The sequence below is a fragment of the Clostridia bacterium genome, from assembly GCA_017394805.1.
Lineage (GTDB): Bacteria > Bacillota > Clostridia > Christensenellales > CAG-1252 > RUG14300.
Window position 1 is genome coordinate 1 of the sequence record JAFPXC010000020.1, and the last position, 12238, is coordinate 12238.

15 protein-coding genes and 7 tRNA genes are annotated in these 12238 nt (G+C 56.3%); 11 read left to right on the forward strand and 11 right to left on the reverse strand.

The annotated features are described in order from the left end of the window. Window positions 1-117: 117 nt before the first annotated feature. From II896_04960 to rdgB, 9 genes are all read right to left on the reverse strand, one after another. Window positions 118-220: transfer RNA gene (locus tag II896_04960), tRNA-Gly, on the reverse strand. Window positions 221-411: 191 nt separating this feature from the next. Next, window positions 412-495, reverse strand: a tRNA-Leu gene (locus tag II896_04965). A 4-nt stretch (window positions 496-499) separates the two neighbouring features. Next, a tRNA-Lys gene (locus II896_04970) sits at window positions 500-575 on the reverse strand. Window positions 576-579: 4 nt separating this feature from the next. Next, window positions 580-654: transfer RNA gene (locus II896_04975), tRNA-Gln, on the reverse strand. 19 nt (window positions 655-673) lie between these two features. Continuing rightward, window positions 674-750 (reverse strand) — tRNA-His (locus tag II896_04980). 6 nt (window positions 751-756) lie between these two features. Then, window positions 757-833: transfer RNA gene (locus II896_04985), tRNA-Arg, on the reverse strand. A gap of 3 nt (window positions 834-836) precedes the next feature. Next, window positions 837-910 (reverse strand) — tRNA-Gly (locus II896_04990). Between the two features lie 67 nt (window positions 911-977). Continuing rightward, window positions 978-1445 (reverse strand): metallophosphoesterase, encoded by a 468-nt coding sequence (locus tag II896_04995; protein ID MBQ4443992.1) that lies wholly within the window; start codon window positions 1443-1445, stop codon window positions 978-980. Then, window positions 1442-2020, reverse strand: coding sequence for an RdgB/HAM1 family non-canonical purine NTP pyrophosphatase (rdgB, locus tag II896_05000; GenBank protein ID MBQ4443993.1), 579 nt, complete (start codon window positions 2018-2020; stop codon window positions 1442-1444). The genes II896_04995 and rdgB overlap by 4 nt, the downstream gene beginning before the upstream one ends. Window positions 2021-2160: 140 nt before the next feature. Between rdgB and II896_05005 the strand changes: the two genes are divergently transcribed. The 6 genes from II896_05005 to coaD are packed head-to-tail and all read left to right on the forward strand — an operon-like array spanning window position 2161 to window position 6548. Next, window positions 2161-2649: a hypothetical protein gene (locus II896_05005; GenBank protein MBQ4443994.1), complete on the forward strand. Its 489-nt coding sequence runs from the start codon at window positions 2161-2163 to the stop codon at window positions 2647-2649. After that, a complete protein-coding gene (locus tag II896_05010; protein ID MBQ4443995.1) occupies window positions 2642-3988 on the forward strand; it encodes a hypothetical protein in 1347 nt (448 codons plus the stop codon). The genes II896_05005 and II896_05010 overlap by 8 nt, the downstream gene beginning before the upstream one ends. Further along, the gene (locus tag II896_05015) at window positions 3981-4523 is read left to right on the forward strand and encodes a hypothetical protein (protein ID MBQ4443996.1); all 543 of its coding nucleotides are present in this window, start codon (window positions 3981-3983) and stop codon (window positions 4521-4523) included. Before II896_05010 ends, II896_05015 begins: the two co-directional genes overlap by 8 nt. A 31-nt stretch (window positions 4524-4554) precedes the next feature. Beyond that, window positions 4555-5511, forward strand: coding sequence for an alanine racemase (locus tag II896_05020; protein MBQ4443997.1), 957 nt, complete (start codon window positions 4555-4557; stop codon window positions 5509-5511). After that, entirely contained in the window at window positions 5508-6044 is a 537-nt protein-coding gene (gene rsmD, locus II896_05025) for a 16S rRNA (guanine(966)-N(2))-methyltransferase RsmD (protein MBQ4443998.1), read from the forward strand. Before II896_05020 ends, rsmD begins: the two co-directional genes overlap by 4 nt. Window positions 6045-6062: 18 nt before the next feature. Beyond that, complete coding sequence (gene coaD / locus II896_05030) at window positions 6063-6548, forward strand: pantetheine-phosphate adenylyltransferase (GenBank protein ID MBQ4443999.1); 486 nt, start codon at window positions 6063-6065, stop codon at window positions 6546-6548. Here coaD and II896_05035 read toward each other — a convergent pair. Beyond that, window positions 6545-7498: a hypothetical protein gene (locus tag II896_05035; protein ID MBQ4444000.1), complete on the reverse strand. Its 954-nt coding sequence runs from the start codon at window positions 7496-7498 to the stop codon at window positions 6545-6547. The genes coaD and II896_05035 overlap by 4 nt on opposite strands. A gap of 108 nt (window positions 7499-7606) precedes the next feature. On the opposite strand from II896_05035, the gene II896_05040 reads away from it, so the two are divergent. Continuing rightward, complete coding sequence (locus II896_05040; GenBank protein ID MBQ4444001.1) at window positions 7607-7858, forward strand: hypothetical protein; 252 nt, start codon at window positions 7607-7609, stop codon at window positions 7856-7858. 151 nt (window positions 7859-8009) lie between these two features. Here II896_05040 and II896_05045 read toward each other — a convergent pair whose 3' ends face one another. After that, window positions 8010-9128 (reverse strand): nucleotidyltransferase family protein, encoded by a 1119-nt coding sequence (locus tag II896_05045; GenBank protein MBQ4444002.1) that lies wholly within the window; start codon window positions 9126-9128, stop codon window positions 8010-8012. A gap of 109 nt (window positions 9129-9237) precedes the next feature. Here II896_05045 and pta point away from each other — a divergent pair, with 109 nt between their 5' ends. The 4 genes from pta to rpmF all read left to right on the forward strand — a co-directional run bounded on the left by pta (window position 9238) and on the right by rpmF (window position 12207). Further along, complete coding sequence (gene pta, locus II896_05050) at window positions 9238-10227, forward strand: phosphate acetyltransferase (protein MBQ4444003.1); 990 nt, start codon at window positions 9238-9240, stop codon at window positions 10225-10227. Between the two features lie 9 nt (window positions 10228-10236). Next, complete coding sequence (locus II896_05055; protein MBQ4444004.1) at window positions 10237-11430, forward strand: acetate kinase; 1194 nt, start codon at window positions 10237-10239, stop codon at window positions 11428-11430. Window positions 11431-11522: 92 nt separating this feature from the next. Beyond that, on the forward strand, window positions 11523-12035 hold the full coding sequence (locus II896_05060; GenBank protein MBQ4444005.1) for a DUF177 domain-containing protein: 513 nt from the start codon (window positions 11523-11525) through the stop codon (window positions 12033-12035). Continuing rightward, window positions 12016-12207, forward strand: a complete 192-nt coding sequence (rpmF, locus tag II896_05065; protein MBQ4444006.1) for a 50S ribosomal protein L32 — start codon at window positions 12016-12018, stop codon at window positions 12205-12207. The genes II896_05060 and rpmF overlap by 20 nt, the downstream gene beginning before the upstream one ends. Window positions 12208-12238: the final 31 nt, after the last annotated feature.

Genomic DNA, 12238 nt, shown 5'->3' on the forward strand with positions numbered 1-12238 from the left:
GATGGCCTTCGCTTCGGCTCGGCGTGCTTCCGCAACGAACCCGCGACATTTGCCTTGGCAAGGCAACGCTCTACCACTGCGCCACTCCCGCACGGAGTGTGTTTTGTTTTGTACTCGAGCGGGAGACGGGATGGCCTTCGCTCTGGCTCGGCGTGCTTCCGCAACGAACCCGCGACATTTGCCTTGGCAAGGCAACGCTCTACCACTGAGCCACTCCCGCACGGAGTGTTTTCTATTTTGTACTCGAGCGGGAGACGGGATGGCCTTCGCTTCGGCTCGGCGTGCTTCCGCAACGAACCCGCGACATTTGCCGAGGCCGGCAACGCTCATCTCATCCACTCTCGCGTGCTTTTATATATTAGCGCAAAACAAACTCGTTGTCAAGAATATTTCACGCATTTTTTGGCGGATTGGTGCGCTCGAAGAGACTTGAACTCATACCTCGAAGAGACTAGATCCTAAGTCTAGCGCGTCTACCAATTCCGCCACGAGCGCATTGTGGTGATCCATCGGGGGCTCGAACCCCGGACCCTCTGATTAAAAGTCAGATGCTCTACCGGCTGAGCTAATGAATCACGATGGCAGGGGTAGCGTGATTTGAACACACGAATGTCAGAGTCAAAGTCTGATGCCTTACCGCTTGGCGATACCCCTACGGATTGCAAAATGGGATTGGGGTGAGTAAAGGGACTCGAACCCTTGGCCTCCAGGGCCACAACCTGGCGCTCTAACCAACTGAGCTATACCCACCATATTTGGTGAACCTGGGGGGATTCGAACCCTCGACCCACGGCTTAGAAGGCCGTTGCTCTATCCGACTGAGCTACAAGTCCACGTGGAGCGAGTGATGGGAATCGAACCCACGCGACCAGCTTGGAAGGCTGGGATTCTACCGTTGAACTACACTCGCGCGACCCATTCTTGCCTTAGTATATTAGCACTTGGCATAGTTGCTTGTCAACCGAAAATATTAAGAATTATTCGATTTTTACAATTTTCGGCGAAACCATATCCCCCTCAACGTCGATGACGCAATAGGTCGCCGTGTTGTGCGGATAGCACACGTGTCCGGGGTTGACGCACAGCACGCCGCCCACGTAGCGAACGTCCGCTCGGTGCGTGTGCCCGTAGAGCGCGACGGTGGCACCCGCTTGCCTGGCCGCCGTGGCCAAGGTATCCAGACCGTATTTGACGTTGTAGCGATGGCCGTGCGTCATAAAGACGCGCACGTTGCCCGCTTGGAAGACGTAGTCTTCGTTCCACGGACAGTCGTAGTCGCAGTTGCCGCGGACGGCGGCGAATTGAGTGGGGAACGCGTACTTGAGACTTTCGGCGTCACGCCAGCCGTCGCCTAAGAACAGGACGTGCGTAAAGGTGGGTACGTCGAAAAGAAAGTTGAGGCGCTTCGCCTCGCCGTGCGTGTCCGAAACGACCAACAGTTTCATAGCATACTCTCCAATTTGCGCAAAGCGCGGCCACGGTGCGAAACCGAGTTCTTTTCGTCGGCGGTGGCAACGCCGAAGCATTTGCCGAGGTCGTAGGAATAGAAGAGGGTGTCGTAACCGAAGCCGAACGAGCCGGTTTCTTCCCAAAGAACGTAGCCGTCCACCTTGCCCTCTGCGACGAGATATTCGCCCGAGGGGTAGTAGAGTACGATGGCGGTGGCGAAATAGGCCTGCCTATCTTTCTCGTCGGGGTAGTCGCGCAAGGCCTCTAACAATTTGCGACGGTTGGCCGCGTCGTCGTGCTCTTCGCCCGCGTAGCGCGCCGAATATACGCCGGGAGCGCCGTCGAGCGAGAGAACGCACAAGCCCGAATCGTCCGCTATGGCCGCGGCACCCGTCGCCTTGGCGACGTAGGACGCTTTGATGAGGGCGTTGTCGCGGAAGGTGTCGCCCGTTTCGGGAATGTCGACGTTGAGACCTTTGTCCGCCATCGTGTACAGGGTGAACTTGTCGCCCAATATCTCTTTGATTTCGCGGACTTTGTTTTTGTTGTTGCTGGCGATGATCAAATCCATATCGTTACCTCGCTTGGCGCGTATGCGCGGTTGAATATGCTATAATTATATAGTGAAATCGGCCGAAAGACAACAAAAATGTGGCGTGCTTTTTGAATATCGGGGTTGAAAAAGCCGTTGGAATTGTTTATAATAGGGGTATGAAAGATAAAAAACAGGTGTTTTTGTGCAAGTTGCCCGTGGTGAATTACGTCATACTGGGCGTGATGTGCGCGGCGATGATCCCCTTTGCCGTCGTGGCGTTGTTGCGCCTATTGGAAGTGGGACGCTTCTATTCTTTCAATCGGGCGTTCGATATCGTCGCTATGACCGTGGAGATTGCCGCAACGGTGTTCATCGTCCTCTTGACCGTATTGACCCGGTACGTCGTGACCGATAGATTTTTTATTTTTCAACGAATCGTCGCCACCAAAATCCCCATAGAAAAATTGTTGCTCGTTCGCCACGAATTGAGCGAGGATACCTGCGTGCTGTACTATGCCGACGAACGGGCGCCCGACGGCGTGCGTTTCGTGGTGTTGAGGGTATTTGCCAAGCACAAGCAGGAGATCGTGCGCGCCATACAGGCCGCCAACCCGAACGTGGCGTACGAAGTATTCGATAATTCGAGGAAGGAAGAAGATGAGTAAAAAATTGTTGAACGGATACCAAAGCGCATTGCGCGGCGCGTTGGAAGCCGCCGTGGAGACGGTGGCCGTGCAAGACGGGCGCTTTGCAACCGAAAAAGGGGATTTCGCCTCGATAGAGGTGCGCAAAAACGCCTTGCAATACGCGTTGGGCGCGAGCATCGCCGGACGGCGCGCCACGGCAGTCGCGTACGACTTCGACACGGACGAGTTGGCCTCGGTGGCGCACGTGGGCGTCAATGCGGCTTTGGTGGTGCTGGCGGTCGACAACGAGATACGCCCCTACTGCGATCTGCGTAGTTTGGCGTATGCCGCACACCTGCCGATGATGGAGCCTTCGTCCGTCTATGAATGTAAGACGTTCGTCAAAATCGCGTGCAATTTGAGCGAAAAATACGACGTGCCCGTGCTGGTGCATATCGGGCAGGGGCTTGCGGACACCTACGACGAGGTGGAGTTGGTCGAGCCGAAAGTGCTGAAAGCCAAAGCCTACAAGCGCAACGTGGAAAAATACGTTACCACGCCGACCGCCAATAAGCTGTGCGCCGAGGATATCGTCGTCAGGGACAAGCGACTCGCGACCGACTGCGAAACCTTCCCCATACATACCGTGGAATACCTCGACCGCACGATGGGCGTGGTGTGCTACGGCGAAGCGTACGCCGCTTTGAAAGTGGCCGCGCCGCACTTGTCGGTGTTGCGGCTGGGGACGTGCTATCCTTTGCCCGTCAATACCATACGGGAGTTTGGGCAGAACGTGGAAGACTTGGTCGTGATGGAAGAGGGGGAGCCCATCGTGGAATACGCCCTTAAAGCGCAGGGGATCGCGTGCCACGGCGAGGACTTGTTCCCCTTGCGAATGCGCTACAATCCCGCCGAAATCAAAGAGCGGCTACTTGGCGTGGAGATAGCCAAAGACGACGTGTCTTTGCCCATACGGACGCCCGCGTTTTGCTCGAATTGCCCCTTGATAGATTTGTTTACGGCCATCAAAAAGGCCGAGGTCAAGACGCATACCGATACGGATTGCGGGTATTTGGCCGCCAATATCCCCATGATTTGTGCGGATACGGCCTTTGCCGCGTCGCCCGTTGCGTTGGCGGCGGGCTTTGGAAAATACGAGCCGTGCGTGGCCGTCGTGAGCGCGAAACGATTGGATTTGAACGATTTTCGCGGTGATCTCGCGGGGGTGAGCGTGTTCGTCTACGGCGACGTGGCGGGCTTGGAGCCCGTGCTGAGCAGTCTGTGCCCCACGGTGTGCGTCGTGAATGTGAAAGACGTGGGCGACTACCTGACCAAAGAGGGCGTGTGGCTGGTGCTGACGGAGTGCCGCCATGGATAAGAAGATACTCGTCGCCCTGTCGGGCGGGCAAGAAACGGCGTATTTGCTGACCGTGTTGCGGGCGGTGGCCGAGCGCGAACAGAGCGCGTTCGGCTATTACAGACCGTGTACGACCTCGCGGGAAGCGTGCGTGGAGCGGATATTCGTGACCGTGGGCGCGCAAACCGCGTGCAAGGAGTTTTTGCCCGAAACGGCCGACGTCTTGGTGGCGTTGGAAGAGTTGGAAGGGCGTCGTGGGGTGCGTTTTCTCAAAAAAGAAGGCGTATTGATACTGTGCGCGATGCATCGTTTGCCTATGGCCGTGGCCGTGGGCACGACGGGCTATCCGACCGACGTGTTGTACCGTTCGGTGAGCGAAGGGCGCAACGTATGGCAGGTGAAAAGGGCGGAATGCACGCCCGCTTTTATCGCCGCGATCACCTTGCGCGCCTTGGGGTACGAAAGGGAAACGGCGGAAGAAATCCTCTTATCGTGCGGGTTGACCGTAGACGAGGAGAGCGTGCGGGCCGTGTACGCCAAGGAGTACAGCAAGTAGCACCGCCAAAAGCCTTTTCATACTATATAGTATGAAAGAACTGGTCTGCGAAGTGGATTGCGCGCGCGTCGCGCGTAATATAGTGGAATACGGGAAGCCCGTCGTATTGATGGCCAAAGCCGACTGCTACGGCTTGGGGTTGACGGTGGCGGCGGCCCAAGCAAAATACGTCGCGGCGTACGGTGTGGCGTTTGCCGAGGAAGGCAAAACCCTGCGCGCCTTGACGGATAAACCCATATTGGTGACCACGCCCGTGTGGACGGCGGACGAGATAGCGCGCTACGCCTTGACGCCCGTGGTGCACGGAGTGGAAGACGTGCGGAAGTTGGCGACCATCGGCGCGGATTGCGCCGTGCATATCAAGTTGGACACGGGCATGGGGCGATACGGCGTGCGGTCGGCAAACGAATTGCGCGAGGTGGTGCGCGAGATAGCGCGTAACCCCCACCTTCGACCGGTGGCCGCGTGTACGCATTACGCCGCAGAAGCGGATTACGTCGAGCAAAACAAGCGGCTATTGACCTTTTTGCGGGAGTTGCCGCGCGATATCGCGGTGCATACGCAAGCCAGCTCGACGGCGCGTAAAAAAGGCTTCGACCTCTTGCGTATAGGCTTGGACGCCTATCGCGGCTGCGTGCGTTTGGCAACTAGGGTCATCGCCGTGCATCGCCCCAAAGCGGGCGAACGCCTGGGGTACGACGGTGAGTATACGGTCAAGGCGGGCGAAACCGTCGCCGTGCTGGCGGGCGGCTACGCGGACGGTATAGGTAAGCGCCTCAAGGGGCATTTGATATGGATAGGCGGTAGGCTTGCGCCCATCGTCGCCGTATGTATGGACGTGTGCTTCGTGGCGACGGATAGACCGTGCGCCGTAGGCGACGAGGCGGTTATATTGGGCGAAAGTCCCGACCCGACGGGGCAATCGCTGTACGAAACGTACACGGGATTACACGGGCGAGTAGCGTTCGCCTACAGAGGAGCGGAATGAGAATTATTGCCGGAAAACACAGGGGGCGCAAGTTGCTGACGCCCAAAGACGATGCGGTCATTCGTCCTACGAGCGACTTTACGCGCGAGGCGTTGTTTAACGTATTGTCCTCTCGCGTCGCGGGGGCGGACGTGTTGGACTTGTTCGGCGGAACGGGGGCACTGACCTTGGAAAGCCTGTCGCGCGGCGCAAAAAGCGCGACGGTGGCCGACCGAAGCCGCGAAAGTTTGTCCCTCATACGGCGCAACGCCGAGATGATGGGGGAGACGCCCACCGTCGTAGCGGGCGAGTACGACGCCGTATGCCGCAGGCTTCGCGGACAAGCCTTCGATCTCGTCTTTCTCGATCCGCCGTACGCGATGGACGTACAGCCCGTCTTGGCGTGCATAAGGGAAAACGAGTTGGTGCGTGAGAACGGAACGGTGATATACGAACATGATAAAAGCAACGCTTTTGCGCCCGTGGACGGATGGCGCGTGATTGATGAACGAGTCTACGGAAGGGTGGCGTTGACTTTTTTGCAACGAGAATAAACGAACGAGGAGACGACGATGAAAACTTGTATGCTAACGGGCAGTTTCGACCCCTTTACGGTGGGACATTTCGATTTGGTGAAGCGCGTGGCGGGCGTATTCGACAAGGTGTACGTGGCCATTTTGGTCAATCCCGTCAAAAAATGCACTTTCTCGGTGGATCAGCGTCTGCGTATCATTCACGCGGCGTTGGACGGATTCGAGAACGTGCGCGTGATCTCCTATGCGGGTATGACCTACGAGTTGGCCAAGGAGTTAGAGGTGGATTATTTGGTGCGCGGCATTCGCGTGGAGAGCGACTTCCGCTACGAGGCGGATATGGCCGAATTCAATATGCAGGAGGGCGGCGTGGATACCATTTGTTTGATGACGAACAAGCTGCACGACGTGTCTTCGAGCGAGGTGCGCCGTAGATTGCAAGCCAAAGAGAGCCTGGTGGGATTCGTGCCCGAGGCGTGTATCCATTTGGTCGAAACCGTTTATTGGGGCGAGATAGAGGGCTAAAGCGCAAGACAAAACAGGGTGCAAAGCCCCGTCGCGATGGCCGCTTGGGTGCATTTGGTGAGCAGATAGTACAAGGGATTGACGTGACACTTGGACAAATAGGCGACCGATTGCAGGCATACGCCGAACCCGCCGAAGGATACCAACAAACAGCACAAGGGCGCCGTGGTGGCGACGGGCAATCCCGTGGCGGAGAGCATAACGCATCCTCTAGTCATTTCGGTAAGACCGTACGCCATGGCCGTGCCCACCGCGTCGGTAAGGCCGAGGTGGGAGAGCAAAGCGGACGTCCAGCGCATAAGACCGAGGTCGGACAAGACGTCCGCAACCATATTGAACATCACGATATAGACGCAACTGACGAAGAGAGAAACGACCGTATTGTAGGCCGTTTCCCATAGTAGTTTATCCATTTTGACGGGGGCGGCGATATTGTCGCAGAACCCGTATTTTTGTCGTTTGCCGCGATAGAGAAAGCCGTTGAGCACAGTGGCGAGATAGTGGGCGGCCAAAATGCACAGCCCCGCTCGGTAGTCGTGCAGTATCTGCGATCCCACGGCGCCCACGACAAACATGGGGCCGGTAGCCGAGGTGAACGGTATCATCTTTTTGGCGCCTACTGCGTCGATAACGCCGTTTTGGTACATTTCGGCGGTCAATTTGGCACCGACGGGGTAGCCCGACAAAAAACTCATCAGCATAACGTACAGACCTTCGTCCGGGGCGTGAAAGAGGGGCTTCGCCAAATGAACGCGCGACAATTTGCCCGCCACGCCCGTGCCCGTCAGCAATCCCGACAAAAAGAAGAAGGGAAGCATGGACGGCAGCACGGATACGACGTACATCAATAGGCCGTCCGTGACCGATTGGGCGTATCGGGTAGGGTTGACGATGAGCGCAATCATCAGGCCGAACGCTACCGCGGCTATCGCGATTTTGAGATATTTCATATAGATAGATATGGAGATGCGGCGCGGTTTATTACCGACCGACGGTTACCCTTGTAATATGAGAAAATGGGTATTGACAAATACCGAAACCCATTGTAAAATTAATTTATGGCTAAGAAGAATATAAAGACACCCGAAGAGGGAGAGGTTTCCGCCGCTCCTATGAATGAGTATGCCAGAGAGTTGGAATACGAAAAGTCTTTGCCAAAAAAAGAGCGGAAAGCCTACAAGAAAACCAAGCGTAAACAAAACTTCACGGAGTGGGTGGATAAGCATTGGTTTCCTTTTTTACTGTTTTGTGCCGTCGTTCTTCTTTGTAGCGCCATCACCATACTATTGGCCGTATTCAACAAGATTTGATTTTACGGGGAATCTACGGCAAAAATCGTTTATCGGTGAGATCCGACGAAAGGCGGATAAAGTTTCGTTTGGCAAAAACAACGTTTAAGAAAATTAATTTTTGAGTGGAATCAAGTTGCCCGCGCGGTGGACGGCAATAAAATCGACGGCGTTATTCTACGACGCGCACGCTGTGGGACACGTCGGTCGCGTGCAGTAAGCGATAGGTCTCGTGCGCTCGTGCGTCAATGCGCTGGGTGGGCGTGCCGCCGACGAGTTCGCGCTGGGTGGTGCATATTTCGGCGTATCGGCCGAGGTGCGAAATGAGGTCGGTGCGATCTTTTTTGACGGCCAGCACGTTGAAGTAGGCGGGGGCGGCGTCGGCCTCGACGAGGTCGCCGCGGCGTAGGTCAAGCAGAGCCGCCGTGAAGAGGCGCGCAACGCGGGCGCGGGTGTAGCGTTTGGTCATGGCGCGGTCGACCGCCTCGTCCAAGGTGTTGGCCTCCATCGCGCATTGCCATATACGGTTGGACAGCCCTTCGGCATTGTCCAATAGGTCTTCGAATGAGGCCTTTGAGTGGGCGCGTAAAGCCGCCAAATAGAGTACGTCTTGGGCGGTGGTGGCGCGGGCTAAGTCGCGGCGCACGCAGTCGGGGACGAGGTCGGCGTAGGGTAGGCCTTCGCTCAAGGCTTTGCGCACGTAGCCGCTCGACAAAGCGGGGGCGTCGCTGTGGTAGTCGTCGGTGCGGCGTAGGGTGAAATAGTCGTGCGGACGTTGGGCCGCGCGGATATACTCCAAAGCCAATATGTTGTTGGGTTGGGTGACGTCCGCTATCGATATATTGTGTTCGCGGGAAAAACGTGCGATGGCTTCGGCACGGGCGCGGGGGTAGGCCGTGCCCTCGGAAACCGAGGCTTTGACGTAGGCGTCTACGGTGGCGTCGTCGAGAAGAGACGCCGTGGCTTGGAGAAGGGACGCGTCCCCGCATTCGCTACCGAAAGAGAGTACGCTGTTGGGCAGTAGATCGACCAAGCGCATAGCCCCGCGGGCGAATTGCTCCGCGCAGGAAACGGCGTACACGGTGGGCAATTCCACCACGACGTCCGCGCCCGCCGAAACCGCTTCTTCGGCGCGGGTGTATTTGTCCAAAACGGCAGAGAAACCGCGTTGACAAAAATCGCCGCCCAGTACGACCAAGGTGGCGTCGCCTAAGGACTTGGACGCCGCGAGATGGCGGACGTGGCCCAAGTGCAACGGATTGTATTCGGCGACGACGCAAACGAATTTCACAATTTCTCTCCAAACACTTGATTTATTCCATTGAATAAATTATATTTATTACAGTATATAACAAAATCACCGCTAAGACAACGGGTTTTGTGATTTTAGGAGGATAAATATGTCTAAACTTATGCAAAGCATCAGAGCAAAAGCCGCGACCTTGCAAAAGCACATCGTGCTGGCCGAGGGCGAAGAAGAACGTATTATCAACGCCGCGTTGAAGATCCGCGACCAAGGTATCGCCAAAATCACCTTGTTGGGCAACCCCGACGTGGTGAAAGCCAAAGTCAACGCCGATTATACGGGTATCGAAATCGTGGACTTCAAAGCCTGCGCCGAGAGAGAAAAGTACGCCACTTTGCTGTACGAGATCCGCAAAAATAAGGGCTTGACGATGGAAGACGCCTATCGTTTGCTCAACGACCCCCTCTATTACGGCGTGTTGATGGTCAAGGCCGGCGACGCGGACGGTATGGTCGGCGGCTCCGTGCGTTCGACGGGCGACGTGTTGCGCCCCGCTTTGCAAATCATCAAGACCGCCCCCGGTATCAAAACTGTGTCGAGCGTGTTCATCATCTGTTTGCCCGAGGGTAGCCCCTACGGCCAAGACGGCGTGATGGTGTTCGGCGACTGCGCCGTCAACCCCATGCCCGACGCCCAACAACTTGCGGATATCGCCGTGGCTTCGGCCGAGACCGCCAAGGTGCTGTGCGGCATCGAGCCCAAAGTGGCTATGCTCAGCTTCTCCACCAAAGGCAGCGCCAAGCACGAAGTCGTCACCAAGGTGCAAGAGGCCACCGCTTTGGTGAAAACCAACGCCCCCGACCTTTGCGTGGACGGCGAATTGCAACTTGACGCCGCTTTGGTGCCCACCGTCGGCAATCTGAAAGCCCCCGATTCGACTGTGGCGGGACAGGCCAACGTGCTTATCTTCCCCGACTTGCAAGCGGGCAACATCGGCTACAAATTGGCGCAACGCCTTGGCAACGCCGAGGCCGTCGGCCCCATCTGCCAAGGCTTCGCCGCACCCGTCAACGATTTGTCGCGCGGTTGCAACGTCGAAGACGTTGTGGACGTGGTGAGCATTACGTCTTTGCAATGCAAATAAGAGGTGCGTATGAAGATTTTGGTTTTGAACGCGGGTAGTTCTTCCCTCAAATATCAACTGATCGATATGAACGGCGAAGTCGTCCTTTGCAAGGGCGTCGCCGAAAAAATCTGCGACGAAGGCAGTTTCCTGACGCACAAATTGGGCGGCGAGACTTTCAAGATCTTGCACGATATGCCCGACCACAAGGTCGCTTTGAAACTGGTGCTCGACACCCTTTGCGACGAGAAGTTGGGCGTCATCAAGTCCCTGACGGAAATCGACGCCATCGGCCATCGCGTACTGCACGGCGCGGAGGACTTCAAACAATCCGCCTTGGTGGACGACGAAGTGATCCGTTTGTGCAAGAAGAACGAGCCATTCGGCCCTCTGCACATGCCCGCCAATATCGCCTGCATGGAGATTTGCCGCGAGATGCTGCCCGTGCCCAACGTGGCCGTCTTCGACACGGCGTTCCATCAGACCATGCCCGACTACGCCTACCGCTATGCGGTGCCCGAAGAGGACTATCAAGAGTTGCGCGTGCGTAAATACGGCTTCCACGGCACCAGCCACAAGTTCGTAGCGGGTGAGGCCGCCAAGATCGCGGGCAGAAGCGATATCAAGGTAATCACCTGCCACCTCGGCAACGGCGCTTCCATCGGCGCCATCAAGGACGGCAAGATCATGGATACCTCTATGGGCTTCACGCCGTTGGAGGGCTTGGTGATGGGCACTCGTTCGGGCGATATCGACCCCGCCATCATTCCCGTCATTATGAAGAAGCGCGGCATCGAGGATATCGGCAAATTCGTGGACGTATACCTCAACAAAAAGAGCGGTATGAAAGGTATCGCGGGGATGAGCGACTGCCGCGACCTGCAACAAGCCGCCGAAGCGGGCAATAAAAACGCCGAGTTGGCGTTGACGATGTTCGCGTATCGCGTGAAGAAGTACATCGGCGCCTACGCCGCCGTGCTGAACGGCGTGGATATGATCGTTATGACGGGCGGTATCGGCGAGAACAGCGACTATATGCGCAAATTGGTTCTCCAAGATATGCAGTACCTCGGCGTGGAATTGGACGAAGAGGCCAACGCGGGCGCAAGAGGCGTCGTGAAGAAAATCAGCAAAGAGGGCAGCAAAGTGGACGTGTACGTCATTCCCACCAACGAGGAATTGGTCATCGCCCGCGACACTTTGGCGCTTTCGGGGCTGAAATAGGCAAAATGAAGGGCTAAAATCGTATAAAAAATAAAAAATCTATTTGACAATACGATATTTAGCCTTTATAATACTATGAGCGGAGGTGTGCTATGCGCATTGCATTGTCCGATTTGGCCGAGGGTAGGTCCTATCGATACGTCGCGTCGTTCGGCGAGGAAGACGTGGAAGGATTGTTGGAGACGTCCTTGGCGGAACCGCTGTCCATCACCGTGGAATGCACTACGGTAGAGGGCGTGACGTACGTGCGTGTGGAGGCCAAAGGCAAAGTGTACGCAGTCTGCGACCTGTGCGGTACGGAGTGCGTCGCGGACGCCAAGTGCACCATCGACGACGAGTTGACGACCGAGAGCGATTGCTACGACGAAACGGACGATTGCTACGACCTCGACAAGTTGATCGACGAGGCTATCGTGATGTGCGCTCCGCGCAAAGTGCTATGCAAACCCGATTGTAAAGGTCTGTGCCCTACGTGCGGCAAGAACCTCAACGAGGGCGCCTGCACTTGTCAAGAACAAAAGCCCGCGGTGGGAGATAACAATCCTTTTGCGGCGTTACAAGATATATTAACGGGAGGTGCGAACAATGGCAGTACCAAAATGTAAAACTTCTAAGGCAAGAAGAAACAGCAGAGCGGCTAACTGGAAGATCGAAGCCGTCAACTTGGTCGAGTGCCCGAATTGCCATACGCCGATTCAAAGTCATCGCGTATGCCCCAACTGCGGCACTTACAACGGCAAACAAGCGGTTGAGATCAAGCAAAAGAAAGAGGACTGATTTCCTTACGATGACTGCATTAGGGAGTGGT